The sequence below is a fragment of the Georgenia satyanarayanai genome (genome assembly GCF_023715365.1).
GTDB lineage: Bacteria > Actinomycetota > Actinomycetes > Actinomycetales > Actinomycetaceae > Oceanitalea > Oceanitalea satyanarayanai_B.
Map to the genome: position 1 here is coordinate 35,067 of NZ_JAMBNZ010000010.1, position 26,845 is coordinate 61,911.

Genomic DNA, 26,845 nt, shown 5'->3' on the forward strand with positions numbered 1-26,845 from the left:
CATGTAAATCGAGGTCACGGTCGGGACACGGCGCGGCGCAACTACACTTGGCCGACGATGACTGCCACCGCGAGCGCGCCCCGCACCTACGTCGTGCGCACCATGGGCTGCCAGATGAACGTCCACGACTCCGAGCGCCTCGCCGGCATGCTCGAGGGTGCCGGGTACGTGCCCGCGGAGGCGGGCGCCGGTGAGGCGCTCGGCACCGGTGCGGACGTCGTCGTCATCAACACGTGCTCCGTCCGCGAGAACGCGGCCAGCCGCCTCTTCGGCAACCTCGGCCAGCTCGCGTCGGTCAAGCGCTCCCGGCCCGGCATGCAGATCGCCGTCGGCGGCTGCCTCGCCCAGCAGATGCGCGACGGGATCGTCGACAAGGCCCCGTGGGTGGACGTCGTCTTCGGCACCCACAACCTCGACGTCCTGCCCACCCTCCTCGAGCGCGCCCGGCACAACGCCGAGGCGCAGGTGGAGATCGAGGAGTCGCTCAAGGTCTTCCCCTCGACGCTGCCCACCAAGCGCGAGTCCGCCTACGCCGCCTGGGTCTCGATCTCGGTCGGATGCAACAACACGTGCACCTTCTGCATCGTGCCGCACCTGCGCGGCAAGGAGCGCGACCGTCGCCCGGGCGACGTGCTCGCCGAGGTCGAGGCCGTCGTCGCGCAGGGCGCCATCGAGGTCACCCTGCTCGGGCAGAACGTCAACTCCTACGGGGTGGGCTTCGGGGACCGCGGCGCCTTTGCCAAGCTGCTGCGCGCCTGCGGGCAGGTCGAGGGCCTGGAGCGGGTGCGCTTCACCTCCCCGCACCCCGCCGCCTTCACCGACGACGTCATCGAGGCGATGGCGCAGACGCCCACCGTCATGCCGCAGCTGCACATGCCGCTGCAGTCTGGCTCGGACCGCATCCTGCGCGCCATGCGCCGCTCCTACCGCTCGGCGAAGTTCCTCGGCATCCTCGACCGCGTCCGCGCCGCCATCCCCGACGCTGCGATCAGCACCGACATCATCGTCGGGTTCCCGGGGGAGACGGAGGAAGACTTCCAGGCCACGCTCGACGTCGTGGAGGCCTCCCGCTTCGCCAGCGCCTTCACCTTCCAGTACTCCCCGCGCCCCGGCACCCCCGCCGCCGACCTGCCCGAGCAGGTCCCGGCCGACGTCGTCGCCGAGCGTTACCAGCGCCTCGTCGCCCTGCAGGAGCGCATCGGGACCGAGGAGAACGAGCGGCAGGTCGGGCGCACCGTCGAGGTGCTCGTCGCCGACGGCGGCGGCCGCAAGGACGGCGCGACGGCCCGGATCAGCGGCCGCGCCGCCGACAACCGGCTCGTCCACGTCGCGCTTCCCGACGGCGTCACCGACCTCCCGCGTCCCGGCGACATGGTCACCGCGACCGTCACCCACGGCGCGCCGCACCACCTCGTCGCCGACTCCCCGGCGCTCGGCGGCACCTACGCCCTGCGCCGCACGCGCGCCGGTGACGCGTGGGAGCGAGCCCAGCGCGGCGACCACGACCACGGCGGCGGGGCCGCCCCGGCCGCGGGTGGTGCCGTCACGCTCGGCATGCCGACCCTGCGCACCCGCTGACGCCACCGTCCCCGGCTCCCCCGCACCCTGACACCCCGCCCCCCTCGCCGACAGCCGGATTCCTCGGCCGCGCCGCGATGGCCGGGGTCCTCTCCCGTGCGGAGAGCCGGACTTCTCGGCGGCATCGGCGGCGGAGGAATCCGGCTGTCGGCGTGAGGGGGGCGGTGGCGCGTAGCGTGGGCGCCGTGCGCCCTCCCGTCCTCGCCGTCGTCGGGTCCACCGCGACGGGCAAGTCCGACCTCGCGCTCGACGTCGTCGAGCTCCTCGGTGGCCCCGCTGCCGCCGAGGTGGTCAACGCGGACGCGATGCAGCTCTACCGGGGCATGGACGTCGGCACCGCCAAGCTCGCCCTCGCCGAGCGCCGCGGCGTCGTCCACCACCAGCTCGACGTCCTGGACGTCACCGAGGAGGCGAACGTCGCGGCCTACCAGCGCGAGGCGCGCGCCGACCTCGCCGTCGTCGCCGGCCGTGGGCGCCGCGGGGTCCTCGTCGGCGGCTCCGGCCTCTACGTGCGCGCGGTCCTCGACGAGCTCGAGTTCCCCGGCACCGACCCCGAGGTGCGCGGCCGCCTCGAGGCCCGCGCCGAGGAGGAGGGCCCCGGGATGCTGTACCGGGAGCTGGCCGAGCGCGACCCCACGGCCGCCGAGCGGATCCCGCCGGCCAACACCCGGCGCATCGTGCGCGCCCTGGAGGTCATCGAGCTGACCGGCCGGCCCTACTCCGCGACGATGCCCGAGCACCGCTACCACCTGCCTGCCGTCCAGGTGGCCATCGACGTCCCGCGCGAGGAGCTCCTCACCCGCATCTCCGCGCGCGCCCGGGCGATGCTCGACGGCGGCCTCCTCGAGGAGACCCGCGAGCTCCTCGGCGCAGGGCTCGGCCAGGGCCGGACCGCGTCGCGTGCCGTCGGCTACGCCCAGGCGGTCGCCGTCCTCGAGGGCCGGCTCAGCGTCGCCGACGCGCACGAGGCCATCTCGATCGCCACCCGCCAGCTCGCCCGCCGGCAGCAGCAGTGGTTCCGCCGCGACCCGCGCGTCCACTGGCTCCCGCCGTCGCCGGACCTGGCGGAGCGGGTCGCCGCCCTCCTCCCGTAGGCTCGCACGCATGTCGCCGCTGGCCCCGCTCCGGGGTGTCCCGCTCACCAAGGGGCACGCCACCGAGAACGACTTCGTCCTCCTCACCGACCCCGACGCCCGCCTCGACGTCGACGCCGCCGCGGTCGCCGCCGTGTGCGACCGGCGCGCCGGCATCGGCGCCGACGGCCTCGTCCGCGCCGTCCGGTCGGCCGCCCTGGGCACGCCGGAGGCCCGCGCCGCCGCGGCGCAGGGCGCGGAGTGGTTCATGGACTACCGCAACGCGGACGGCTCGGTCGCCGAGATGTGCGGCAACGCCGCCCGCCTCCTCGCCACCTACCTCGTCGACGAGGGCCTCATCGCTCCCGCCGACGGCGAGCCGGTGCTCATCGGCACCCGCGGCGGCGTGCGGAGCGTCACCCGCGCCGGCACCGGCTGGACCGTCGACATGGGCCCGTGGCAGTTGCCCGGCGGTGGTGACGCCGTCACCCGCGGCTTCGACGTCGCCGTCCAGGTCCGCGGACTCGAGGGCACCCGCGCCGGGCTGCGCGTCACCATGCCCAACCCGCACGCCGTCGTCGCCCTGCCCGACGAGGACGAGCTGGCGGCGGCGGACCTCGGCCCGCTCGTCGCCGTCGACCCCGAACTCGCCGAGGGCACGAACGTCGAGATCGTCGTCCCCCTCGGGGAGACGACGACGGACGGCGAGCCCACCGGCACCGTGCGCATGCGCGTGCAGGAGCGCGGCGCGGGGGAGACGCGCTCGTGCGGTACGGGGGCCTGCGCCGTCGCCGTCGCGCTGCACGCGTGGGGCGGGGCGGGGGCGCCCCGGCTGTGGCGGGTGCTCGTGCCCGGCGGGGAGCTGGTCGTGCGGCTCACCGACGACGGCCGCGCACTCCTCACCGGCCCCGCGACGCTGGTCGCTCGCGTCACGTTGCGCTAGGCGCGGCGCACGTCGAGCACGCGGAAGCCCTTCGCGCTCGACAGCCGCTCGGTGGGCAGGCCGAGCTCGGCCTCGACCCAGCGCTGCAGGGAGTCGGCCCCGAGGTTCTTGCTCACGACCAGCCGGGCGCGTCCGTCCGGTGCCAGCCGCCCCAGCCACGTGCGCAGCAGCTCGTGCAGCGCCTCTTTGCCGATGCGGATGGGCGGGTTGGACCACAGCTCGTCGATCCCGTCCGCGACGAGGCCGGCGGCCTCCTCGGGGGCGGCGACGACGACGTTGCCCAGCCCGAGTGCGGCGGCGTTCCGTGCGGTGAGGTCCCGGGCCCGCTCGTTGACGTCGACGGCGAGGACCCTCGCCCCCGGGGACGCGGCCGCCATCGCCAGCGTCACCGGCCCCCAGCCGCAGCCGAGGTCGACGAGCGTCCCGGCGGGGACGGGGTCGGGCGCGGCGTCGAGGAGCACGCGGGTGCCGAGGTCGAGGCGGTCGCCGGAGAAGACGCCCGGCGCGGTGCGGACCTGGACCGGTCGCCCGCGCAGGACGACGTCGATGGTGCGGGTCTCCCCGGGGGATGCCGGCTGCGCGGTGAAGTAGTGCTCGCTCACCCACCGAAACCTACCCCGCCCCTGGGGATATCTGGTCGCCGCGGCGGGGGTGACGTGGGACCCTGGGAGTGGTGGACGAGGACTGGGAGACCATGGCCGATCACGACGACGACGCGGTACAGGAGAGCGACCCTGCACGGGACGTCGTGGCACGGGTGCTCGCGCGCGCCGGGACGGCGCTCCAGGCGGAGGACGCCGGGGGCCACGAGCTCGACGGCGACCAGCTCGACCGCGAGGAGCGCTCGGCGCTGCGACGCGTGGGCGGGTTGTCCACCGAGCTCGAGGACGTCACCGAGGTCGAGTACCGGCAGCTGCGCCTCGAGCGGGTCGTCCTCATCGGGCTGTGGTCCGGTGCGCAGGCCGAGCTGGCCGAGGTCTCGCTGCGTGAGCTCGCGGCGCTCGCGGAGACCGCGGGCTCCGTCGTGCTGGACGCCGTGCTCCAGCGCCGCGCCACCCCCGATCCCGCCACCTTCTTCGGCTCGGGCAAGGCGGCCGAGCTCGCCGATCTCGTCGCCGAGGTGGGCGCCGACACCGTCGTCGCCGACTCCGAGCTCAGCCCCTCCCAGCGACGTGCGCTGGAGGACGTCGTCAAGGTCAAGGTCATCGACCGGACGGCCCTCATCCTCGACATCTTCGCCCAGCACGCGAAGTCCCGGGAGGGCAAGGCCCAGGTCGAGCTCGCCCAGCTCGAGTACCTGCTCCCGCGCCTGCGCGGCTGGGGCGAGTCGATGTCCCGGCAGGCCGGTGGCCGCGTCGCCGGCGGCGCCGGTATCGGCTCCCGCGGGCCCGGTGAGACGAAGATCGAGCTCGACCGCCGCCGTATCCGTACCCGCATGGCGCGCCTGCGCCGCCAGATCGCCGCGATGGCCCCGTCCCGGGAGACCAAGCGCTCCTCGCGGCACCGCGCGCAGGTCCCCGCCGTCGCCATCGCCGGCTACACCAACGCCGGCAAGTCCTCCCTCCTCAACCGGCTCACCGGCGCGGGGGTGCTCGTCGAGAACGCGCTCTTCGCCACCCTGGACCCCACGGTGCGCCGGGCCGAGGCGCCGGACGGGCGCGTCTTCACCCTCGCCGACACCGTCGGCTTCGTGCGCTCCCTGCCCCACGAGCTCGTCGAGGCCTTTCGCTCGACCCTCGAGGAGGTGGCCGACGCCGACCTCATCCTCCACGTCGTGGACGCCGCGCACCCCGACCCCGAGGGCCAGGTCAAGGCGGTCCACGACGTCCTCGCCGACATCCCCGGCACCGAGGACATCCCCGAGCTCGTCGTCCTCAACAAGGCCGACCTCGCCGACCCCGGCACCGTCGCGGGGCTGCGCACCCGCTACCCGGGCGCCGTCGCCGTGTCGGCCCGCACCGGCGAGGGCATCGAGGAGCTGCGCGAGCGCATCGCCGAGCTGCTCCCGCGCCCCTCGGTGCGCGTGGACGTCCTCGTGCCCTACTCGCGCGGTGACCTCGTCTCGCGCGCCCACGCCACCGGTGAGGTGCTGGCGGAGGAGCACACCGGTGACGGCACGCAGCTGACCGCGCTCGTCGACCCGACCCTCGCGGCCGACCTCACCGCCGCCGCGTCGGCGTGAGCGGCACGCCCGAGCTGCTCGCCGCCGCGGTCCGGCGCCTGGGCGGCAAGGAGCGCGCGGGCCAGCTCGAGATGGCCGAGGAGGTCGCCCGCACCCTCCAGGAGCCGCGCGCCCTGCTCGTCCAGGCGGGCACCGGCACCGGGAAGTCCCTCGGCTACCTCGTGCCCGTCCTGGACCACGCCGTGCGCCACCACCAGCGCGCCGTCGTCTCCACCGCCACCCTCGCCCTCCAGCGCCAGGTGCTCACCCACGACGTCCCGCTCGTCGCCGACATCGTCGCCGCCTCCGGCGCGCCCCGCCCCCAGGTGGCCCTCCTCAAGGGGTGGCACAACTACGTGTGCAAGCACAAGGTCGCCGGAGGCTACCCCACGGAGGACGAGCCGGGCCTCTTCGCCGTCGACGCCGCCACCGCCGACGCCGCGAGCAGCACCTCCCGCGGGCCGCTCGCCGAGCAGGTCGTCCGGCTGCGCGAGTGGGCCGAGGAGACGGACACCGGCGACCGCGACGACCTCGACCCCGGCGTCGGTGACCGCGCCTGGCGTCAGGTCTCGGTGACCAAGCTCGAGTGCCTCGGCTCGAGCTGCCCCATGCTCGAGGAGTGCTTCCCCGAGGCCGCCCGGCGCGCGGCGCACGAGGCGGACGTCGTCGTCACCAACCACGCGATGCTCGGCATCGCCGCCGCGGGCTCCTCCCGCGTGCTGCCCGAGCACGACGTCCTCGTCGTCGACGAGGCCCACGAGCTGGCCGAGCGCGTGACGGCGCAGTCCACCCTCGAGCTGTCCACCGCCGTCGTCGACCGCACCGCCAGGCTGGCCCGCAAGCACGCCGGCGTGGCCGTCGAGGCGCTCGACGCCGCCGGCCGCGCGCTCGGCGCCTGGCTCGAGACGGCGCCCAGCGGGCGGCTGCGCTCGGTGCCCGTCGAGCTCCTCGACGCCGTCACGCTGCTCGAGGCCGGCAGCCGCGAGGCGATCAGCGCGATGCGCGGGGAGAGCGAGGCCGAGCCCGGTGGGCGCCTCATGGCGCGCTCGGCCATGGTCGTCCTCCACGAGATCGCCGAGCGCCTCCTCGGCGACGGCGTCGCCCAGCGCCGTGAGGTCCTGTGGTGCGAGCGTGGACGCACCGGTTTCGAGGCCGCGCGCCTGCATCTCGCGCCCCTCGACGTCGCCCGTCCCATCGCCACCGAGCTGCTCGCCGGCAAGGCCGCCGTCCTCACCTCCGCCACCCTGTCCCTCGGCGGCAGCTTCGCGCCGGTGGCCCGAACGCTCGGGGTCACCCTCCTCGACCACCTCGAGCCCGACGACGACGCCCCGCGGCCGGCACCCGGCCCGAGGTGGCACGGGGTCGACGTCGGCTCGCCCTTCGACTACGGCCGCCAGGGCATCCTCTACGTCGCCCGCCACCTGCCGGCGCCCGGCCGGGACGGGCCGGGGGAGGACGCCCAGCGCGAGCTCGTCGAGCTCGTCCGGGCCTCCGGCGGCGGTGCCCTCGGGCTGTTCTCCTCCCGGCGGGCCGCGGACGAGGCCGCCGAGCTCCTCCGCGCCGAGCTCGACACCCCGGTCCTGTGCCAGGGGGAGGACCAGCTGCCCTCCCTCGTGCGGCGCTTCGCCGCGGACGAGTCGGCCACGCTCGTGGGCACCCTGTCCCTGTGGCAGGGCGTGGACGTGCCCGGCCGCACCTGCCGGCTCGTCGTCATCGACCGCATCCCCTTCCCGCGGCCCGACGACCCCGTCCGCTCGGCCCGCTCGGAGGTCGTCGCCGCGGGCGGCGGCAACGGCTTCATGTCCGTCGCGGCGACGCACGCGGCGCTCCTCCTCGCCCAGGGTGCCGGACGCCTCATACGCTCGACCGAGGACCGCGGCGTCGTCGCCGTCCTCGACTCGCGTCTCGCCACCGCCAGGTACGGCAGCTTCCTGCGCGGCTCGATGCCGGCGCTGTGGCCGACGACGGACGGAGAGGTGGCCCGTGCCGCCCTGCGGCGCCTGGCCGCGCAGCCCGCACCGACCCCCTAGGCTCGGAGTCGTCGGCGACGGAAGGAAGTGTTCATGGCACGCGCAGGAGCGAGCACGGTCGCGATCGTGGGGGCGGGAGCAGTCGGGGCGACCCTCGCCTACGCCCTACTCATGCAGGGCGCGGCCCGGCGCGTCGTCCTCCACGACGTCAACCGCGCGAAGGTCGAGGCCGAGGCGCTCGACCTCGCCCACGGCATCCAGTTCATGCCGCACGCCCAGATCATCGGCTCAGACGACGTCGAGGCCTGCCGCGGCGCCGACGTCGTCGTCATCACCGCCGGCGCCAAGCAGCGCGCCGGCCAGACGCGCCTGGACCTCGCGGCCAGCACGGTGGGGCTCATGCGGACGCTGGTCCCTCGCCTCACCGCCGTCGCCCCCGACGCGATCTTCCTCATGGTGACCAACCCCGTCGACATCGTCACCCAGGCCGCGCTGACGATCTCCGGGCTCCCGCGCGAGCAGCTCTTCGGCTCCGGCACCGTGCTGGACACCTCGCGGCTGCGCTACCGCATCGCCCAGGAGACCGGGATCGCGGCGTCCAACATCCATGCCTACGTCGTCGGTGAGCACGGCGACTCCGAGCTCGTCCTGTGGAGCTCGGCAATGATCGGGGCCGTGCCGCTCCTCGACTGGAGCAGCACCCATGCCCCGCTCCTCGACGAGCCCTCCCGGGCGGCCATCGCCGAGGAGGTCGTCACCGCGGCCTACCGGATCATCGAGGGCAAGGGTGCGACGAACTACGCGGTCGCCCTCGCCGCCGTCGGCATCATCCAGGCGGTGCTCCGGGCCGAGAACCGGGTCCTGCCCGTCTCCACCCTGCTCACCGACTACGTCGGCATCTCCGGCGTCTGCCTGTCGGTGCCCACCGTCGTCGGCGGTGACGGCGCCCAGGAGCGTCTGCTGCCCCCCATGACGCCGAGCGAGCAGGCCGGCCTGCGGGCCAGCGCCGAGCACATCCGCGCCGTGGCTCGCGAGCTCGGCTTCTAGAGGCTGCGCAGCACCGAGACGACGCGGCCGAGCACCTGGGCGGCGCTCCCGTCGATGGGGGAGTAGGCCTCGTTCGCCGGCATGAGCCACACGTGGCCGTCGCGGCGCTGGAGGGTCTTGACCGTGGCCTCGTCGTCGAGCAGGGCCGCGACGATCTCCCCGTTCTCGGCGACCGGCTGGCGCCGGACGACCACCCAGTCGCCGTCGCAGATCGCGGCGTCGATCATCGAGTCGCCACTCACCCTGAGGAGGAAGAGCTCACCGTCCCCGACGAGCTGGCGGGGGAGGGGGAAGACGTCCTCGACGGCCTGCTCCGCGAGGACCGGGCCGCCGGCCGCGATCCTCCCGACGACCGGGACGAAGGCGGGCGCCGGGGCGTCGCTCGCGTCCTCGGGGTTGCCGAGCGCGGGCCCGCGGACCTCGGTCCCGACGATCTCGATGGCGCGCGGACGGTTGGGATCGCGCCGCAGGTACCCCTTGCGCTCCAGGGCGGTCAGCTGGTGCTTGACCGAGGAAGGGCTGGCCAGCCCGACGATCGTGCCGATCTCCCGCATCGTCGGGGGGTAGCCGCGCTCGTCCACGCTGCGCCGGATCGTCTCGAGGACGAGCCGCTGGCGCTCGGTGAGCGCGCCGTCGAGCGGCTCCTGCTCCGGGAGCTCGTGCACCGTGGCGCCGCTGTCGCGCTCGTCCTGGCCTGGGTTCACGGCACGTGCTCCTCGAATGTCAGTGGTCGGTGATGGGCTCGTCCTCAACAGCCTAGAAGGCTCTCGGGCCGAGATCAAACATCTGTTCGACGGCGTGTCGACAGTGTCGGTCCCGAGTAGTACGGTGTCGCACAGACGTTCGACGTACAGACGTTCGAAGGAGGAGACGATGAGTGCACTAGCGATTCCCGCGGTCCCGGTCCGAGAGGTGCCCGGCCGGCGCCGGGGTCACCTCCAGCTCGTCGGCCCCGGCTACGTGGCCCCGGCCCCGCGGCCCGCCGAGCCCGCGTCGGCCGCCCGCCCGGCGGTCCGCCTGACCGCCCGCGGCCGTCTCGTGCGGTCCGTGCTCGTGCTCACCGTCGCCCTCACCGCTGCCGTCGCCGGTGGCGGCTGGCTCGGCAGCCTCACGGCGGACGCGCAGGGCTACCAGGGCCCGGTGGAGCGCGTGAGCGTCGCCACGGGGGACACCCTGTGGGCGATCGCCGCGGCCACGGCGCCCGAGGGGCAGGACGTTCGGGATGTGGTCGACGAGATCCTCCAGCTCAACGGGCTCGCCTCGGGCGACCTCGTCGTGGGCCAGCAGCTCGTCGTCCCGGCGGGCTGAGCCCGCGCAGCCTTGCACCTCGCGCCGCGGCGCCCGTACCGTGCTCCCAGCGGTGCCACGCGGTGGCCTGCCCAAGCAGCGAGGAGCTCACGTGCACTGTCCGTTCTGCCGGAACGCGGACTCGCGGGTCATCGACTCGCGGACGGCGGACGACGGTTCCGCGATCCGTCGGCGTCGCGAGTGCACGGCCTGCCACCGCCGCTTCACGACCGTCGAGACCTCGAGCCTCTCGGTCGTCAAGCGCTCCGGCGTCGTCGAGCCCTTCAGCCGCCAGAAGGTCGTCGCCGGCGTCCGCAAGGCCTGCCAGGGCCGTCCCGTCTCCGACGACGACCTCGCGCTCCTCGCCCAGCAGGTGGAGGAGACGGTGCGGGCGGCCGGGGCGGCGCAGATCAACGCCCACGACGTCGGGCTGGCGATCCTCGGGCCCCTCCGCGAGCTCGACGAGGTCGCCTACCTCCGCTTCGCCAGCGTGTACTCCGCCTTCACGTCGCTGGAGGACTTCGAGGCGGCGATCGCAGCGCTGCGCGCGGAGCGCCCGATCGACCCCGTCACCGAGGGCGACTCCGCTACTGTGGGGCCCAGCGAGCCGGGCTCGCACTGACCACCGGTGACGGTGGCGGAGGGGAAGCCGCCACCGTCACCGGTCTCCTCAGCGCTTGGCCCAGATGTTGATGCCGGCGTCCACGGCGTGCCCGTCGATCCGCTCCAGCTCCTCGTCGCTGATGTGGACGTTGTCCAGCGCCGCGAGCGAGTCGTCGAGCTGGGCCACGCTCGAGGCGCCGACGAGTGCCGTCGTCACGCGCGGGTCGCGCAGCACCCAGGCGAGAGCGAGCTGGGCCAGGGTCTGGCCCCGCTCCTTCGCGATCCCCGACAGCGCGCGGATGTGCGCGAGCGTCTGCTCGGTGAGGAAGTCCTCGCTCAGCGACCCGCCACGGGCGGCGCGGGAGTCCGCCGGGACGCCGTCGAGGTACTTCTCGGTGAGCATCCCCTGCGCGAGCGGGGAGAAGACGACGTTGCCCATGCCCGCCTCCTCGGTGACGTCGAGCACCGAGGGCGTGCCCTCCTCGACCCACCTGTTGAGCATCGAGTACGAGGGCTGGTGGACGAGGAGGGTCAGGCCGATCTCCTCGGCCACGGCCACCGCCTCGGCCGCGCGCTCGGCGGTGTAGGAGGAGATGCCCGCGTACAGCGCCCGACCGGAGTCGACGGCGGTCTTCAGGGCGCCCATCGTCTCGCGCAGCGGCGTGCTCGGGTCGTCACGGTGGGAGTAGAAGATGTCGACGTAGTCGAGCCCGAGGCGACGCAGGGAGGCGTCGAGGGACGACAGGAGATACTTGCGCGAGCCCCACTCGCCGTAGGGGCCCGGCCACATGCGGTAGCCGGCCTTGGTCGAGATGACGAGCTCGTCGCGGTAGGGCGCGAGGTCCTCGGAGAGGAGCCGCCCGAAGAAGGACTCGGCCGCGCCCGGCGGCGGGCCGTAGTTGTTGGCGAGGTCGATGTGCGTGACCCCGCGGTCGACGGCGTGCAGGACGATCTCGCGCTGGGTGTCCTCGGCGTGGCTGTGGCCGAAGTTCTGCCACAGGCCCAGCGCGATGGCCGGCAGGTCGAGCCCGCTGCGCCCGCAGCGGCGGTAGGTCATCGAGTCGTATCGGTCGGAGTGTGCCTGGTAGCTCATGGCCACACGGTAGTGCGGCAGGGCTGTCACCGACCGGCGAGGAGCACCCGCAGCCGGATGGTGTCGGGGACCTCGTCCAGTGCCACGCGCGCCTCGTCGGGCAGCTCCCCGCCGATGTCGGTGACGACGTAGCCGAGGTCGCCGCGCGTGCCGAGGATCTGGCCCTCGATGTTCGCCCCGCTCTCGGCAAAGGCCTGGTTGACGAGGGCGAGGGCGCCGGGGGTGTTGCGGTGGAGGTAGGTGACCCGGTAGCGGGCCGTGGGGGCGCGGTCCAGGGCGAGCGGCGGGACGTTGACGCTCATCGTCGTCGTGCCGTCGAGGAGGTAGGAGGCGAGCTTGTTCGAGACGAACGCGCCGATGCCCTCCTGCGCCTCCTCCGTCGAGCCGCCCACGTGCGGGGTGAGAATGACGTTGGGCAGGCCGCGCAGCTCGGAGTCGAAGGGGTCGCCGTTGCGCTTGGGCTCCGTGGGGAAGACGTCGACGGCGGCACCGGCGATCGCACCGGCGAGCACCCGCTCGCGCAGGGCGGCGTAGTCGACGAGGAAGCCCCGCGAGAGGTTGAGGAAGATCGCCCCGGGGCGCATCCGCTCGAACTGCGCGCGCCCGAACATGCCGGCGTTGCCCGCCCGGCCGTCGACGTGGAGGGTGACGACGTCGGCGATCTCGAGGAGCTCCTCGAGGCTGCCCATGCGCCGGGCGTTGCCCAGCGCGAGCTTCTCGGCGGTGTCGTAGAAGACGACGCGCATGCCGAGCGCCTCGGCGAGGACGGAGAGCTGCGTGCCGATGTTGCCGTAGCCGACGATCCCGAGCGTGCGGCCACGGACCTCGTGCGAACCGGCCGCCGACTTGTCCCAGCGCCCCTCGTGCAAGGCGCTGTCCTGGACCGTGAGGCGCCGGTTGAGCGCGATGATCTCCGCGAGGGTGAGCTCGACGACCGAGCGCGTGTTGGAGAAGGGGGCGTTGAACACCGCCACCCCGCGGTGGGCCGCGGTGGCGAGGTCGACCTGGTTGGTGCCGATGCAGAAGGCACCGATCGTCAGCAGGTCCGGGGCGGCCTCGAGGACGCGCCGCGTGACAGTTGTCTTCGAGCGGATACCGAGCACCTGGACGCCGTCGAGGGCGGCGATGAGCTCGTCCTCGTCCATGGCGCCAGTGTGGCGCACCACCTCCAGCCCGGCGGACTCGAGGGCTGCGTCGGCGTTCTCGTGGGGGTTCTCCAGTAGCAGTGCGCGCACCCGCCCATGGTGGCGCACCGGCGCACGATCGGGAAAACCGATCCGCCCTGCGGACGTCAGTCGGTCAGCCCCGGGGGCAGTGCGCCGCGGTGCAGGACGTGCAGCAGGCGCGTGGGACGCGTCATCGCGACGTAGAGGTCACCCGGCCCTCCTGCGGCGATGTCCTGCGGCTCCACGAGGACGACGACGTCGAACTCCAGCCCCTTGGCGGTGACGGCGTCCAGGACGACGACGGGCGCGGCGAGCACGTCGCCGCCCGGGGCCTCGAGCGCGGAGCCGAGCAGCGGGGCGAGGAGCTCGCGCATGGCCGGCACGCGGCCCGGACCCGTGAGGACCGCGAGGCGTCCCCGGCCCATCGCCGCATGCTCCGCGACGACGACGCCGGCCACCTCATGGTCACCGGCCACCCGCGTCGTGCGCAGCGAGTCGGGGACCGAGCGTGCCGAGCGCGCCGGCGCGGCCTGGGCGCCGCCCGCCGCGCGCAGCACCCGGACGGCGGCGCCCATGACCTCCGCCGGCGTGCGGTAGTTGATCGTCAGGGCCGCGGTCCGCACGTGCTCGCTGGCCGCGGTGCCCAGGAGCTCGGTCCAGCTGCGCGCCGGCTGGTGGCCCGAGCGCTGGTCGAGGTCGCCGACGAGCGTCATCGACCGGCTGGGGTTGCGGCGCAGCAGCGCGCGCCACGCCATGGGGGAGAGCTCCTGCGCCTCGTCGACGACGATGTGCCCGTAGGTCCACTCGCGGTCGGACGCCGCCCGCTCGGCAAGGCTGCGCCGCGCCTCCGGTGCCGCGAAGCGCGAGGCGAGGGTCTGGGCGTCGACCATCCCGCCCCCGATGCCGTCCTCGCGGATCGCGTGCTCGGCGTAGGCGACGTCGGCCGCCCGCTCGGCGGCCCGCGCGAGCCGGGCACGCTCCTCCTCCGGGTTCTCCAGGCGCCCGAGGAGGACGGCGAGCTCGTCGAGCAGCGGCAGGTCCGCCGGCGTCCACGGGGCGTCGGCGGGGCGGCGGAGCAGCCGACGATCCGCCAGGCTCAGGCCGCGACCGTGCCGCGCGAGGAAGGCGGAATCCGAGTAGAGCCGACGCAGCAGCTGCTCGGCCGTGGTGGGCATCCACCGCAGGTTGATCTCGCGGCGCGCGTCGCGCGACTCGCGCAGCGACTGCAGCAGCCAGCCCTGCTCGGACTCCAGGTCCAGGCCCTTCTCCCCGGCCCAGCGCCGGGTGAGCGCGTCGAGCACGGCGGTCGCGTAGGTGCGGCGCGCCACGTTGTGCGGCCGGGAGCTGCGGCGGGCCCGCTCCTGCGCGGCGCGCACGTCCTCCGGCTCGAGGCGCACCTGCTCGCCGTCGACGTCGAGCAGCACCGGCTGCTCCAGGCGCCGGGGCAGCCCGCGCACGGCGTGACGCAGCACCTGCGCCATGACGGCCCGGCCCTTGACCTCGGCCACCGCCTCTGGCTCGCTGCCGGTCGCCGGGACGTCGGCGAGGAGGTCACCGAGCGTCGTCGCGACGACGCCGCTCTCGCCGAGCGAGGGGAGCACCTGCTCGATGTAGCGCAGGAAGACGCGGCTGGGCCCGACGACGAGGACGCCGGAGCGCTCGAGGCGCTCGCGGTGGGTGTAGAGCAGGTAGGCCGCGCGGTGGAGAGCGACCGCCGTCTTCCCGGTGCCCGGGCCACCCTCGACGACGAGCACGCCCTCGGACTCCGCGCGGATGATCTCGTCCTGCTCGGACTGGATCGTCGCGACGATGTCACCCATCCGGCCCTCACGGGCGGCGGCCATCGCCGCGAAGAGGGCGCCCTCACCGGTGAGACCCTCGACGTCGGCCGCGGTGTCGAGCAGCTCGTCCTCGACCCCGGTGACCTGCCGCCCCCGGGTCATGAGGTGGCGCCGGCGCACGACGTCGCCGCGCCGCGCCGCCGTCGCCTGGTAGAAGGGCCGCGCCGCCGGGGCACGCCAGTCGATGAGCAGCGACTCCTGGTCCTCGTCGGCGATCCCGATGCGCCCGATGTAGCGGCGTGCGGCGTCGGTGAGGTCGAGGCGGCCGAAGACCAGCCGGTTCTCCACCTGCTCCAGGCGCGACAGCGTGTCCTCGTAGTGGACCGCGAAGGCGTCACGCTCCGAGCGGTTCTGCGGCGTGCCGCTCGCCCCCTGCCGCCGGACCTCCTCCAGGCGCTGGCGGTAGCGGCGCCGGAGCTCGTCCAGGCGCCCGTAGACGTGGTCGACGAACTCCTGGTCCGCCTGCCACGTCATCTCTGCCTCGTTCGGCTGCACCGCGTCCCCGCTTCCGTCTCGACCGGCAGACCATTATGGACGACGGCGCGCGTGCCGTGCGTCCGAGGCCCTCCCCGCCGCTGCGTACGATGGCGCCACCGACCGGAAGGACCACAGTGACCGACAGCGAGGCCTCCGCAGCCCTCCACCTGCTTCTCGTGGAGGACGACGACGGCGACGCCGTGCTCGTCGAGGAGCTCCTCCACGACGCCGGCATCGACACCGATGTCACCCGGGCCTGGAGCCTGGAGGCGGCGCTGGACGCCCTCGTCATGCCGGTCGACTGCATCCTCCTCGACCTCGGTCTGCCCGACGCCTCCGGCCTGGACGCGCTGCTCCAGCTGCGCAGCGCCTCCAGTGCGGCCGTCGTCGTGCTCACCGGCCTCGACGACGCCGACCGCGGCCTGGAGGCCGTCGGCGCCGGCGCGGACGACTACCTCGTCAAGGGCACGGTGGGCGGCGAGGCCCTCGGCCGCGCGCTCCGCTACGCCGTCGAGCGTCGCCGTGGTGACCACGAGAAGCGCAACGAGGAGGAGCGGCGCGCCCACGTCGAGGCCGTCTCGAGCCTCGCCTCCGCGCTGCGCCCGTCGCCTCGCCTGTCCGGCGCGCCGGTGCGGGTCCTCGTCAGGAGCAACGACGGCGGACCGCTCTCGCCCCACCTGTGCGACGTCGTCGAACGTCCCGACGGGTCCGTGCTCAGCGTCACCGGGACCGCCGCGGGCAGCGGACCGGCCGCGGCGGCGCTCGCGGTGAACGTGCGCGCCGCCTTCCGTGCGCTCGCGCTGAGCGAGCTGCCAGTCCCCGAGGTCCTCACCGTGCTCGACCGCCTCGCGGCGGCCCACGAGGGGGTGGTGAACGCCGTCGTCGTCGAGCTCGCTCCCGGCAGCCGCGAGGCGGTGTGTCACCTCGCCGGTCACCACGCCCCCCTGCTCCTGTCCGCGGACGCCGTCCCGCTCTCCGCGGCGGGCGACCGCGGTGCGCCGCTCGGCGCGGGACCGGGCGCACGTCCCGTCGTCCGCACGCACCTGCGTGCGCAGGACCGGCTGCTCGTGCTCCACACGGCCGTGCTCGACCAGGCGGCCAACGCGGCACCCGAGGGGTCCTCGCTCGGCACTGTGCTCGAGGCCGCCTCCCGCGGCACCGGTGACGACGCCGCACTCGCGGACACCGTCGAGCGGGCCGTGCGCGCCTACGGGCCGGACGGGCAGGTCGAGCTCACGCTGCTCGGTTGGACCCCCGCGTGAGGTCCACCGGGGTCGCGTGGACCCTGCGCAACCGGCTGCGTACCGCGATCGTCGCCGCCGGCATCTCGCTCGGGCTCGTCCTGCTGGTGGGGATCGGGGCGTTCAGCCAGCTGTCCCGCTACCAGAACGAGGTGACGGGCGTCGTCTTCAACGCCGTCGTCGAGCTCGAGGAGCTGCAGGCCGACCTCATCGACGCCGAGGCCGCCGTGCGCGCCTACGCGCTGAGCGGCGACGAGGTCCTCCTCGAGCCCTACACCGACCTCGCCTACGGCCGGCCGGACCGTGTGCGCGCCGGCCTCGTCGAGATCCTGCCGCAGGTGCCCGAGCTCAGCGGGCACTTCGACACGCTCGCCGCCGCCACCGACGACTGGCGCGCCGGCTACGCCAAGCCCCTCATCGACGCCACCCGCTCGCCCGACGTCGAGGTCGAGCTGGGGGAGTGGCAGGAGCCCGGTGCCGTGTTCTTCGGCGAGGTGCGCACGTCGCTGCGCGCGGCCCTGGACGACCTCATCGACTACCGGTCCGAGGGGGCCGCGGCCATGGCCCTGTGGCAGCGGGTGCTGCTGGGCTCCGTCATGGCGCTCGCGGTCCTCGGCCTCGTCACCGGCGTCCTCCTGTGGCGCTACCTGCGCCGGTGGGTGACCGACCCGCTCGAGGACCTCGCCGAGGGCAGCCGAGCCGTCGCGGAGGGCGAGCTGGAGCGGCCGGTGGCCGTCTCCGGGCCCGACGAGATCGTCGCCCTCGCCCGCGACGTCGACCTCATGCGCCGCCGCCTCGTCACCCAGATCGCGACGACGGAGCGTGCGAGGGTGGAGCTCGAGGCGTCCAACCGCGACCTCGAGCAGTTCGCCTACGTCGCCTCCCACGACCTGCAGGAGCCGCTGCGCAAGGTCGCGTCCTTCACCCAGCTGCTCGAACGTCGTTACGGCGACCAGCTCGACGAGCGCGGGCACCAGTACATCGCCTTCGCCTCCGACGGCGCCCGGCGCATGCAGCGCCTCATCCAGGATCTCCTTGCCTTCTCGCGGCTCGGGCGCGGTGACGCGGAGCCGACGCAGGTGGACGTCGGCGACTGCCTCACCGAGGCCCTGGACAACCTCTCGGAGATGATCGAGGAGACCGGCGCGCAGGTCACCTCCGACCCGCTTCCGGAGGTCCTCGGCCACGCGGGGCTCCTCACCCAGCTCATGCAGAACCTCGTCGGCAACGCCGTAAAGTTCCGCCGCCCGGACCAGACCCCCCGCGTGCACATCGGCGTCCAGCGGGTGGGCTCGGAGTGGCTCTTTCGCTGCAGCGACAACGGCATCGGGATCGAGCCGCGCCACGCCGAGCGTGTCTTCGCCATCTTCCAGCGGCTCCACGCCAAGGACGCCTACAGCGGCACGGGCATCGGCCTGGCGATGTGCAAGCGCATCGTCGAGCACCACGGGGGCAGGATCTGGGTGGAGCACCAGGACCCGAGCAAGGGCACGGCCGTCCGGTGGACGGTCCCCGCGTCCGCGCACCGGGGGCTGTCGACCGTCGAGCCGCGGACAGGAACGGGCGACGAGCGTGCCATCATGACCTCGGGCGCCGCCGGCGGCCCGCAGACGAGTGAGGTGGACCGATGACCGACATGATCGACGTGCTGCTGGTCGAGGACGACCCCGGGGACGTCCTCATGACCGAGGAGGCCTTCGCGGACTACAAGGTCGCCAACCAGCTCACCGTCGTCGCCGACGGTGAGTCCGCCATGGCCTACCTGCGCAAGGAGGGGGAGTACGCCGACGCGCCGACGCCGGACCTCGTGCTCCTCGACCTCAACCTCCCCCGGATGGACGGCCGCGAGGTGCTCGGTGAGCTCAAGGCCGACCCCGAGCTGCGTCGCATCCCCGTCGTCGTCCTCACCACCTCCGACGCGGAGGAGGACATCCTGCGCAGCTACAACCTCCACGCGAACGCCTACGTCACCAAGCCGGTGGACTTCGAGCGCTTCATCGAGGTCGTCCGCAAGATCGACGACTTCTTCGTCTCGGTCGTGCGGCTGCCCGGCCGCTGAGCCACCGGGAATGCGGGCAGCGGCCCGCGCGTTCCACCCGGTGACCGAAGCCTGAGGAGGGAGAACGCTGGTGGAGCTGTACGACGTGCACCCCGAGGCAGGGGACGTCCACGCGCGAGTGCTCGTCAACGCGCTGACGGGCGCCATGGACGCGGGGCACGCGGCCGCGCTCGCCGCGCGCCACCTCACCGCCACCCTCGAGCACCAGCGCCTGCTCACCTTCCGCGCCGACGAGCTCATCGACTACCGGGCGCACCGGCCGCCGATGACCTTCGAGAACTGGCGCTGGACGGACTACGAGGAGCCCTACGTCGTCCTCGACGTGCTGCGTGACGACGAGGGCACCGAGCTGCTCCTCCTTCACGGCACCGAGCCGGACCTGCGGTGGCACGGCTTCGTCGACGCCGTCATCGACGTCGTCCAGCGCCACGGCGTGCAGCGCACGATCAGCATTCACGGCGTGCCGATGGGCGTGCCGCACACCAGGCCCACGACCGTGACCGCCCACGCGAGCGAGTCGGGCCTCATCTCGGCCCAGCCCGAGATCATCGGCACCGTCCAGGTGCCGGGGAGCGTCACCGGGCTCCTCGAGTACCGGCTCGGCCAGGCCGGCCACCAGGCCGTCGGCTTCTCCGCCAACGTGCCCCACTACCTCGCCCAGAGCCACTTCCACCAGGCCGCCGCCGAGCTCGTCCGCCAGACCGCCCGCTCCGGTGAGCTGGCCCTGCCGGTCGGGGACCTCGAGGAGGCGGCCACCGAGGCCGCGAACGAGATCGAGCGTCAGGTGTCCTCGTCGCCGGAGGTCACCGCGGTCGTCAAGGCCCTCGAGCAGCAGTACGACGCCTTCATGCGCGGCGTGAACCAGGAGACGAAGGCGACCCTCCTCGCCCAGCCCGTCGACCTCCCTACGGCCGACGAGATCGGTGCCGCCGTCGAGGCGTTCCTCGCCGACCAGGACCTCGCGGGGGACCCCGACGACGCCGCTGGTGAAGGTCTCCCGGAGCCGCGCGAGGACGCGTAGCGGCCGACGTCGCGCCCCCGGCGGGCGTCCTTCCGATCGCTAGTCACGACGGCGCGGACGTGCCACACTTGTCCGCGTTGCAGTTGCAGTTCGCTTACGTATGACCCTGGCCAATGGCTGGGCCTAGCACGACGTGGGACGAGGCATTGCGGCACGACGGAGCCGGCACACGGCCGGTCCCACAACGTCCCCGGAAGGACACTCACATGGCACAGGGAACCGTGAAGTGGTTCAACGCTGAGAAGGGCTACGGCTTCATCGCCCAGGACGGCGGCGGCGCCGACGTCTTCGTCCACTACTCCGCGATCGAGTCCGACGGCTACCGCTCCCTCGAGGAGGCACAGCGCGTCGAGTTCGAGATCACGCAGGGCCCCAAGGGCCCGCAGGCGGAGAGCGTCCGCCCGCTCTGACACCCGTGGAGGGGCTCGCACCGGTGACGGTGCGGGCCCCTTCGTCGTCCCCGGCTCAGGACTCGCCGGGTGACGCGACCGGGACGTCGTCGTGGCGGGGGGCGTGTGAGCCGGCGAAGTCGACGAGCTCCTCCCCGGCCACCAGCCGCACCGGCAGCGGGAGCCCCCGCAACGCCCGGGCCAGGCCCGGCGTCGCGACCGGGTGCGCCGAGCCGACGAGCACGACGTTGCCGTAGCGGCGGCCGCGGAGGATCGCGGGATCGGCGATGAGCGCGACGTGCGGGTAGACCTCCCGCAGCGTGGCGACCTCGGTGCGGGCCACCGTGAGCGGCGGCCGGTCGGTGAGGTTGACGAGGTACAGGCCGTCCTCGGTGAGTGCGCTGCGCGCCTCCTCGGCGGCCTCCACCGTCCGCACGTGGTTCGGGACGACGACGCCGGCGAAGACGTCCCGCACGACGACGTCCCAGGACCCGGGCGTGAGCGTCCCGAGGGCGGCGCGCGCGTCCGCCACCCGCACCCGCAGGCGGGGGGCGCGGGGCAGGTCGAACCACAGCCGCGACAGCCGGGCGAGCTCCGCGTCGATCTCGACGACGAGCTGGGTCGACCCGGGGCGCGCCGCCTCCACCGCCCGCGGCAGGGCGCAGCCGGCGCCGCCGAGATGGACGGCGCGGAGCGGCTCCGGTGCCGGGGCTCCCGCCTCCTCCAGGACGACCGTCATCTGCTGCATGTACTCGAACTCGAGGTGTGCCGGGTCCGCGAGGTCGACGTAGGAGCTCTCGGCGTCGTTGATGAAGACGGTGACAGCCGACGGCCGGGAGGGGTCGCGCAGCAGCTCGACCACCCCGGTGGAGGTCCGGACCGGGCCCTCGGGCAGGTCGGGGAGGGGCAGACGCCTGCTGCGGCCGCGCCGTCGGAGGGCTGGGCGCTCGGGCATGCGCCCAGGCTAGCCTTGAACACGACATGAGCAGAGGCGAGCGCAGCGCCGCGGCCCGGCGCGACTGGGGCAGCGACGACACGGGCACGAGCGTCCTCCACGTCGACATGGACGCCTTCTTCGCCGCCGTCGAGCTCCTCGACCGTCCCGACCTCCTCGGCTGGCCGGTCATCGTCGGTGGCGAGCAGCGCGGCGTCGTCCTGTCCGCCACCTACGAGGCCCGGCGCTTCGGCGTGCACTCAGCGATGCCGATGTCGCGGGCGCGAGCGCTGTGCCCGCAGGCCGTCGTCCTGCCGCCCCACCACGACACGTACACCCGCGTCTCGCGGCAGGTCATGGCGATCCTCGCCGACGTCACTCCCGTCATGGAGAAGGTGAGCATCGACGAGGCCTTCCTCGACGTGTCCGGCGCCCGGCGGCGGCTCGGCCCCCCGGTGGCGATCGCCCGTGCCCTGCGCGAGCGCATCCACCGCGAGCTGGGCGTTCCCGCGTCCGTGGGAGTGGCGGCGACCAAGTTCGTCGCCAAGCTCGCGTCCAGCCACGCGAAGCCCGACGGGCTGCTCCTCGTCCCGCGCGAGGCCACGCTTCCCTTCCTCCACTCCCTGCCCGTGGGAGCGCTGTGGGGCGTGGGGGAGCGCACGCGCGAGCGGCTCCACGTCCACGGCATCGACACCGTGGAGGCGCTCGCCGCCCAGCCGGTGCGCACGCTCCACAGGATCCTCGGGGTGGCGGCGGGGCAGCGGCTGCACGACCTCGCGGGCGGGCGCGACCCGCGCGCCGTGGAGCCGGAGCGGGTGGAGAAGTCCGTCGGCACCGAGACGACCTTCGCCGCGGACGTCACCGACCGGGCGACCCTCGAGGCGGTCCTCCTCGACCAGGCGCACCGCACCGCCGCGCGGCTGCGCGCCGCCGGCATGGTCGGCCGCACCGTGGCGCTCAAGGTGCGCTTCTCGGACTTCCGGACGATCAGCCGCTCGCGTGCCACCGAGGCGACGGACGTCGCGCACGACGTCTTCGCCGTCACCCGCTCGCTCCTCGACGACGTCGCGCTGCCGCCGGGCGGTGTACGCCTCGTCGGGGTGCGGGTCGAGCAGCTGCAGCCGGCCGGTGAGGGCGTCCAGCTCCGCCTCGACGAGGACGACAACCGGCGCGAGGCGGAGACGGCGATGGACACGATCCGACGGCGTTTCGGGCCCGCGGCGCTGCGTCCGGCATCCCTTCTCGAGCGCTCCGCGGAGCCGGGAGCGGGCCCGTCCGAAGGGCCGGAGCCGACGGCGGGGGGCAGTCGGCAGCGCCGCTGGGAAGAGTCGGGCTCCGGTCGGCTTTCCCCCGGCGCTCCGGGGACCTAAACTTGGGTCAGTCGCCCTCGTGGAGGGCACCTCGACCAGGATCGGAGGACCGATGCCTCTTTCTGAGTATGAGCAGCGGGTGCTCAGCCAGATGGAGCAGCAGCTCCGTTCCGACCCCCGCCTGGTGAGCACCTTCACCTCCGAGCAGCGCTACTCGGGCCGTCGCCTCGCCCTCGGGACGCTGGCCGTCCTCGCCGGCCTCGCGATGCTCGTGGGAGGCGTCGCCGCCTCCCTCGTGTGGCTCGGTGTCCTCGGCTTCGTCGCGATGCTCGGGGGAGTCATGCTCGCGATCTCCAAGCCGCGGAACGGCGCGCCCAAGGCGCCGTCCTCCCGGCCGCGGGCCGGAGGGCCCGCCGCCGCGCCGCCGCGCCACGGCGGCTTCATGCAGCGTCTCGAGGAGCGCTGGGACCGCCGCCGCGACGAGCACGGCCGCTGACCCACTCCCTTCTCGCAAGAGCCGGACTCCTCACCTGAGGAGTCCGGCTCTCGGCGTCTGAGGGCCCCTCCCTCCGTCGGCCGCGCCACATCGCTCCTCCGGCCGCCCCCCACATCGCTCCACCGGTGGGGCCCACCGCCCTCCACCGTGCTCCCCGGCGGGCGGGCAGGCGGATCACCGGCCATGCGGGCCGGGTGACGACGCGCCGACGCCGTCTCCGGTGAAGATCTCCTCCACTTCTCTCCACCCCGGCTGACCTGCGGCGACGCCGTGGGAAGTGGGTGGCGTGACGCGTCTTTCCATTGACGGGGGAGGGAAGTGGAGTAATGTGGGGCGCAATGGCGGCGAGTGGTTCGGTGAAGGGTGGTGGACTGCGTGTTCCTCGGCACCTACCACCCGCGCCTGGACGACAAGGGCCGCCTGATCCTGCCCGCCAAGTTCCGCGACCAGCTCGCCGGGGGTCTGGTCCTCACCAAGGGCCAGGAGCGCTGCCTGGCGGCCTACCCGATGCGGGAGTTCGAGGAGATCCACGAGCAGCTGCGCAAGGCGCCGATCACCGACCGGCGCGTGCGTGACTACTCCCGCGTCCTGCTCGCCGGAGCCACCGACGAGCAGCCCGACAAACAGGGCCGCATCACCATCCCGCCCCACCTGCGCCAGTACGCCGGCCTCGAGCGCGAGCTCGCCGTCATCGGGACGGGCTCGCGGGTGGAGATCTGGTCCGCCCCCGCGTGGGACGACTACCTGGCCGCCTCCGAGGACGCCTTCGCCGACACGGCCGAGGAGGTGGTCCCCGGACTCTTCTGACGCACCCGACCTCCGCACGACGAGGTCTCTCACCGCGACTCTGACGCACTTCCCCGGCGCCAGAGCCCGGCGGCGGGAGTCCTGGTCGGGTGGTGGAGGGCCCCCGACCGCCCCAGTGGCACGACCGAGCAGCACCAGACCGAGACAGGGAGGAGGGCCATGACCGAGGACCGCAGCGCCGCCGAGCGCCACGTCCCCGTGCTCGCCGCACGCTGCCTCGACCTCCTCGCCCCGGCCCTCGAGCGGCCGGGCACCGTGCTCGTCGACACGACCCTCGGCATGGGCGGGCACAGCGAGCTCGCGCTGCAGCGCTTCCCCGAGGCCCGGGTCGTCGGCATCGACCGTGACCCGCAGGCCATCGCGCTCGCCGGTGACCGGCTCGCCCCCTTCGGGGAGCGCTTCACCGCCGTCCACGCCGTCTACGACGACATCGACCGGGTGGCCGCGGAGCACGCGCCCGGAGGAGTGGACGGGATCCTCATGGACCTCGGCGTCTCCTCCCTCCAGCTCGACGAGGCCGACCGCGGCTTCGCCTACGCCCAGGACGCCCCGCTCGACATGCGGATGGACCCCACGCGCGGCATGAGCGCCGCGGAGCTCCTCGCCACGGCGTCGGTCGGTGAGCTGAGTCGCATCCTGCGTGACTACGGGGAGGAGCGCTTCGCCAAGCGCGTCGCCTCCTCCATCGTCCGCCGCCGGGAGCAGCAGCCGATCCTGCGGACGGGCGAGCTCGTCGACCTCGTCCGCGCCGCCATCCCCGCCGCCACCCGCCGCACCGGCGGCAACCCCGCCAAGCGGACGTTCCAGGCGCTGCGCATCGCCGTCAACGACGAGCTCGCCGTCCTCGAGCGGACGCTGCCGCGCGCGCTGGAGTCGCTCGCCGTCGGCGGCCGGATCGTCGTCATGGCCTACCACTCCCTGGAGGACCGGGCCGTCAAGCGGGCCCTGGCCCGCGGAGCGACGTCCTCGGCGCCGCCGGACTTCCCGGTCGAGCCCGAGACCCACAAGCCCTACCTCACGCTGCTCACGCGCGGCGCGGAGGAGGCCGACGACGCCGAGCGCGCCGCCAACCCCCGGGCCACCTCTGTCCGCCTGCGCGCCGCCGAGCGCACCCGCCCCACTCCCGACCACATGCGTCCACGAACAAGGAGCGCCGCATGAGTGCGATGCCCGCCCGTACCGCCGCCGTCGAGCCGCGCCGGTCCTGGCGCCCGCGGCTCCAGGTCGTGCGCAGCCCCGCGCCGGCCCGGTCCCTGGTGCCCTACCTCCTGCTGTGCGCGACGATCCTCCTCGGCTCGCTCGTCGCCGCGCTGCTCATCAACACCCAGATGGCCGTGGACGCCTATGCCATCCACGACGCCACGCAGAACCTCAACCGGCTCGAGGAGGCCCAGACCGCGCTCGTGCAGCAGGTCGAGGAGGCCGGCTCGCCCGCCAGCCTCCAGCGCCGCGCCGAGGAGCTCGGCATGGAGCCCGCCGAGCGGGTCGACTTCATCTCCCTGCGGGAGGGCACGATCCTGGGCGGGAGTGACGCGGAGTGAGTGGCCGCACCCTCGTCCGGCGTCATAACGCCGTCCTCGCCGTCGTCCTCGCGATCGTCATCGTCTTCGCCGGCCGCCTCGTCTACGTCCAGGCCCTCGAGGGTCCGCGCCTGGCCGAGGACGCGCTCAACAGCCGCCTCTCGCACGCCACGATCCAGGCCATGCGCGGTGACATCCTCGACGCCAACGGGGAGGTGCTCGCCACCTCCGTCCAGCGCTACAACGTCGGCGTCAACCAGCTGAAGGTCCGCGAGTTCCAGGCGGAGATCGACGGTGAGGAGAAGGAGGGCGCCGTCGCCGCGGCCGCTCTTCTCGCCCCGGTCCTGGCCCGGGACCCCGCCGAGCTCGGCGCGGACATGGTCGGTGACTCGACCTTCGCCTACATCGCCCGCGGCCTCACCCCGGAGGAGTGGCGCGAGGTCCAGGCGCTGAAGATCCCCGGCATCGAGCCGGAGCAGACCACCGAGCGGCTCTACCCCAACGGCAACACCGCCGGCAACGTCCTCGGCTACGTCGGGCGCGACAACGAGGGGCTCGCCGGCCTCGAGCTCACCTTCGAGGAGCAGCTGCGCGGCATGCCGGGCAGCAGCGTGGTCGAGATCGGCCGCACCGGTCAGTCCATCCCCACGGGGCTGCGCGAGACGGTCCCCGCCGAGCCGGGCGACACCGTCCACACCACGATCGACCGGGACGTCCAGTTCCGCGCGCAGCAGATCATCGACGAGACGAACGACACCTTCAAGGCGGCGTGGAGCGCGATGGTCGTCCAGGAGATCGGCACCGGCCGCATCCTGGCCATCGCCGACTCTGACGCCGTCGACCCCAGCAACTACCAGGCCAGCCCCCCGGAGAACCGTGGCTCACGCGCCGTGCAGGCCGCCTACGAGAACGGCTCGACCGGCAAGCTCCCCACCGTCGCCGCTGCCGTCGACACCGGAGCGGTCACCCCGACGACGACGTTCACCACACCTGACCGGTTCACCACGCCGTCCGGTCAGACGTTCTCCGACGCCGACCCGCACGCGACCGAGCAGATGACCGTCGCGGGGATCCTCGCGACCTCCTCGAACACCGGAACCGTGCAGATCGGTGACCGGATCAGCGACGAGGAACGCTACGAGTACTTCCGTGCCTTCGGGATGGGGGAGCGCACGGGCATCGAGCTGCCGGGCGAGAGCCCCGGCATGCTCGCCGCGCCCGAGTCCTGGGACGGCCGCCAGCGCTACACGACGATGTTCGGCCAGGGCCTGGCCGTCAACCTCCTCCAGAACACCGCCATCGCCGCCGCGCTGGGCAACGGGGGGACCTACCACGCGCCGCGGCTGGTGGACGGCACGACGGACGCGACGGGGCGCTTCCACGCCGCGGAGGTGCCCGAGGGCAGGCAGGTGGTGAGCGAGGAGACGGCCGCGCAGATGGTGACGATGATGGAGGGCGTCGTCAACCAGGAGGGCACCGGGGTGCTCGGCCAGCTCGACGGCTACCGCCTCGCCGGCAAGACCGGCACCGCGCAGGTGCCGGACGAGAACGGCAACCTCACCCGCACGGTCGCGAACTTCGTCGGCGTTGCCCCTGCGGACGACCCGCAGTTCGCCGTCGGCATCGTCGTGTACCACCCGCGCCACCAGGCGCCGTCCTCGATCATCGCCGCGCCGGCGTTCAAGGACATCGCGGGCTACACGCTGCAGCACCTCGGCATCCCTCCGTCAACGACGCCAGCGTCACTCTTCCCGATGCGGGCAGAGTGAGCCGGCTGCGGATAGATTGTCGAGACGTGACTCCAGACGACCAGCTCCGGTGGGGGCAGC

General features: G+C 73.8%; 25 protein-coding genes. 19 read left to right on the forward strand and 6 right to left on the reverse strand.

The genetic code is table 11. The features are described from left to right. Positions 1 to 57 precede the first annotated feature (57 nt). The 3 genes from miaB (at position 58) to dapF (ending at position 3,594) form a co-directional block, all read left to right on the forward strand. Complete coding sequence (miaB, locus tag M3148_RS12530) at positions 58 to 1,578, forward strand: tRNA (N6-isopentenyl adenosine(37)-C2)-methylthiotransferase MiaB (RefSeq protein WP_251305039.1); 1,521 nt, start codon at positions 58 to 60, stop codon at positions 1,576 to 1,578. Between the two features lie 176 nt (positions 1,579 to 1,754). Next, positions 1,755 to 2,672 (forward strand): tRNA (adenosine(37)-N6)-dimethylallyltransferase MiaA, encoded by a 918-nt coding sequence (miaA, locus tag M3148_RS12535; RefSeq protein WP_440136951.1) that lies wholly within the window; start codon positions 1,755 to 1,757, stop codon positions 2,670 to 2,672. Positions 2,673 to 2,682: 10 nt separating this feature from the next. Continuing rightward, on the forward strand, positions 2,683 to 3,594 hold the full coding sequence (gene dapF, locus M3148_RS12540; protein ID WP_251305041.1) for a diaminopimelate epimerase: 912 nt from the start codon (positions 2,683 to 2,685) through the stop codon (positions 3,592 to 3,594). Here dapF and M3148_RS12545 read toward each other — a convergent pair. Next, positions 3,591 to 4,196 carry a class I SAM-dependent methyltransferase gene (locus tag M3148_RS12545; protein ID WP_251305042.1) on the reverse strand — a complete coding sequence of 202 codons (606 nt, stop codon included), beginning with the start codon at positions 4,194 to 4,196 and terminating at the stop codon, positions 3,591 to 3,593. The genes dapF and M3148_RS12545 overlap by 4 nt on opposite strands. Before the next feature lie 92 nt (positions 4,197 to 4,288). Here M3148_RS12545 and hflX point away from each other — a divergent pair, with 92 nt between their 5' ends. The 3 genes from hflX to M3148_RS12560 are packed head-to-tail and all read left to right on the forward strand — an operon-like array spanning position 4,289 to position 8,772. Continuing rightward, positions 4,289 to 5,776: a GTPase HflX gene (gene hflX / locus M3148_RS12550; protein ID WP_251305119.1), complete on the forward strand. Its 1,488-nt coding sequence runs from the start codon at positions 4,289 to 4,291 to the stop codon at positions 5,774 to 5,776. Further along, positions 5,773 to 7,785, forward strand: coding sequence for an ATP-dependent DNA helicase (locus tag M3148_RS12555; RefSeq protein WP_251305043.1), 2,013 nt, complete (start codon positions 5,773 to 5,775; stop codon positions 7,783 to 7,785). The genes hflX and M3148_RS12555 overlap by 4 nt, the downstream gene beginning before the upstream one ends. Before the next feature lie 33 nt (positions 7,786 to 7,818). Then, the gene (locus M3148_RS12560) at positions 7,819 to 8,772 is read left to right on the forward strand and encodes an L-lactate dehydrogenase (RefSeq protein WP_251305044.1); all 954 of its coding nucleotides are present in this window, start codon (positions 7,819 to 7,821) and stop codon (positions 8,770 to 8,772) included. On the opposite strand, the gene lexA is transcribed toward M3148_RS12560, so the two are convergent. Continuing rightward, complete coding sequence (lexA, locus tag M3148_RS12565) at positions 8,769 to 9,437, reverse strand: transcriptional repressor LexA (RefSeq protein WP_251305120.1); 669 nt, start codon at positions 9,435 to 9,437, stop codon at positions 8,769 to 8,771. The genes M3148_RS12560 and lexA overlap by 4 nt on opposite strands. 208 nt (positions 9,438 to 9,645) lie before the next feature. On the opposite strand from lexA, the gene M3148_RS12570 reads away from it, so the two are divergent. Beyond that, positions 9,646 to 10,080, forward strand: a complete 435-nt coding sequence (locus M3148_RS12570) for a LysM peptidoglycan-binding domain-containing protein (RefSeq protein ID WP_251305045.1) — start codon at positions 9,646 to 9,648, stop codon at positions 10,078 to 10,080. Between the two features lie 91 nt (positions 10,081 to 10,171). Then, positions 10,172 to 10,681 (forward strand): transcriptional regulator NrdR, encoded by a 510-nt coding sequence (nrdR, locus tag M3148_RS12575; protein WP_251305046.1) that lies wholly within the window; start codon positions 10,172 to 10,174, stop codon positions 10,679 to 10,681. A 48-nt stretch (positions 10,682 to 10,729) separates the two neighbouring features. Here the strand turns inward: nrdR and mgrA are convergent, their stop codons facing one another. From mgrA to M3148_RS12590, 3 genes are read right to left on the reverse strand one after another with little or no spacing between them, the layout of a single operon-like run. Continuing rightward, on the reverse strand, positions 10,730 to 11,755 hold the full coding sequence (gene mgrA / locus M3148_RS12580; protein ID WP_251305047.1) for an L-glyceraldehyde 3-phosphate reductase: 1,026 nt from the start codon (positions 11,753 to 11,755) through the stop codon (positions 10,730 to 10,732). Positions 11,756 to 11,781: 26 nt separating this feature from the next. Further along, positions 11,782 to 12,990: a phosphoglycerate dehydrogenase gene (serA, locus tag M3148_RS12585; protein ID WP_251305048.1), complete on the reverse strand. Its 1,209-nt coding sequence runs from the start codon at positions 12,988 to 12,990 to the stop codon at positions 11,782 to 11,784. 56 nt (positions 12,991 to 13,046) lie between these two features. Then, positions 13,047 to 15,236 (reverse strand): HelD family protein, encoded by a 2,190-nt coding sequence (locus tag M3148_RS12590; RefSeq protein ID WP_251305049.1) that lies wholly within the window; start codon positions 15,234 to 15,236, stop codon positions 13,047 to 13,049. Between the two features lie 137 nt (positions 15,237 to 15,373). On the opposite strand from M3148_RS12590, the gene M3148_RS12595 reads away from it, so the two are divergent. The 5 genes from M3148_RS12595 to M3148_RS12615 all read left to right on the forward strand — a co-directional run bounded on the left by M3148_RS12595 (position 15,374) and on the right by M3148_RS12615 (position 19,970). Next, a complete protein-coding gene (locus tag M3148_RS12595) occupies positions 15,374 to 16,501 on the forward strand; it encodes a SpoIIE family protein phosphatase (protein ID WP_251305050.1) in 1,128 nt (375 codons plus the stop codon). Then, positions 16,498 to 18,111, forward strand: coding sequence for a sensor histidine kinase (locus tag M3148_RS12600; RefSeq protein WP_251305051.1), 1,614 nt, complete (start codon positions 16,498 to 16,500; stop codon positions 18,109 to 18,111). Before M3148_RS12595 ends, M3148_RS12600 begins: the two co-directional genes overlap by 4 nt. Then, positions 18,108 to 18,539, forward strand: coding sequence for a response regulator (locus M3148_RS12605; protein WP_251305052.1), 432 nt, complete (start codon positions 18,108 to 18,110; stop codon positions 18,537 to 18,539). The genes M3148_RS12600 and M3148_RS12605 overlap by 4 nt, the downstream gene beginning before the upstream one ends. A 70-nt stretch (positions 18,540 to 18,609) precedes the next feature. Then, positions 18,610 to 19,560, forward strand: a complete 951-nt coding sequence (locus M3148_RS12610) for a PAC2 family protein (protein ID WP_251305053.1) — start codon at positions 18,610 to 18,612, stop codon at positions 19,558 to 19,560. Positions 19,561 to 19,766: 206 nt separating this feature from the next. Beyond that, positions 19,767 to 19,970: a cold-shock protein gene (locus tag M3148_RS12615; protein WP_110852282.1), complete on the forward strand. Its 204-nt coding sequence runs from the start codon at positions 19,767 to 19,769 to the stop codon at positions 19,968 to 19,970. A gap of 55 nt (positions 19,971 to 20,025) precedes the next feature. On the opposite strand, the gene M3148_RS12620 is transcribed toward M3148_RS12615, so the two are convergent. Continuing rightward, positions 20,026 to 20,904 carry a spermidine synthase gene (locus tag M3148_RS12620; RefSeq protein WP_251305054.1) on the reverse strand — a complete coding sequence of 293 codons (879 nt, stop codon included), beginning with the start codon at positions 20,902 to 20,904 and terminating at the stop codon, positions 20,026 to 20,028. A gap of 26 nt (positions 20,905 to 20,930) precedes the next feature. Between M3148_RS12620 and dinB the strand changes: the two genes are divergently transcribed. The 6 genes from dinB to M3148_RS12650 all read left to right on the forward strand — a co-directional run bounded on the left by dinB (position 20,931) and on the right by M3148_RS12650 (position 26,785). Continuing rightward, positions 20,931 to 22,253, forward strand: coding sequence for a DNA polymerase IV (dinB, locus tag M3148_RS12625; protein WP_251305055.1), 1,323 nt, complete (start codon positions 20,931 to 20,933; stop codon positions 22,251 to 22,253). Between the two features lie 52 nt (positions 22,254 to 22,305). After that, positions 22,306 to 22,689, forward strand: coding sequence for a DUF3040 domain-containing protein (locus M3148_RS12630; RefSeq protein ID WP_251305056.1), 384 nt, complete (start codon positions 22,306 to 22,308; stop codon positions 22,687 to 22,689). 375 nt (positions 22,690 to 23,064) lie between these two features. Further along, positions 23,065 to 23,496 (forward strand): division/cell wall cluster transcriptional repressor MraZ, encoded by a 432-nt coding sequence (gene mraZ / locus M3148_RS12635; RefSeq protein ID WP_251305121.1) that lies wholly within the window; start codon positions 23,065 to 23,067, stop codon positions 23,494 to 23,496. A 159-nt stretch (positions 23,497 to 23,655) separates the two neighbouring features. Continuing rightward, entirely contained in the window at positions 23,656 to 24,657 is a 1,002-nt protein-coding gene (gene rsmH / locus M3148_RS12640; protein WP_251305057.1) for a 16S rRNA (cytosine(1402)-N(4))-methyltransferase RsmH, read from the forward strand. After that, positions 24,654 to 25,037 (forward strand): hypothetical protein, encoded by a 384-nt coding sequence (locus M3148_RS12645; RefSeq protein ID WP_251305058.1) that lies wholly within the window; start codon positions 24,654 to 24,656, stop codon positions 25,035 to 25,037. The genes rsmH and M3148_RS12645 overlap by 4 nt, the downstream gene beginning before the upstream one ends. Continuing rightward, positions 25,034 to 26,785, forward strand: coding sequence for a peptidoglycan D,D-transpeptidase FtsI family protein (locus M3148_RS12650; protein WP_251305059.1), 1,752 nt, complete (start codon positions 25,034 to 25,036; stop codon positions 26,783 to 26,785). The genes M3148_RS12645 and M3148_RS12650 overlap by 4 nt, the downstream gene beginning before the upstream one ends. Positions 26,786 to 26,845 lie beyond the last annotated feature (60 nt).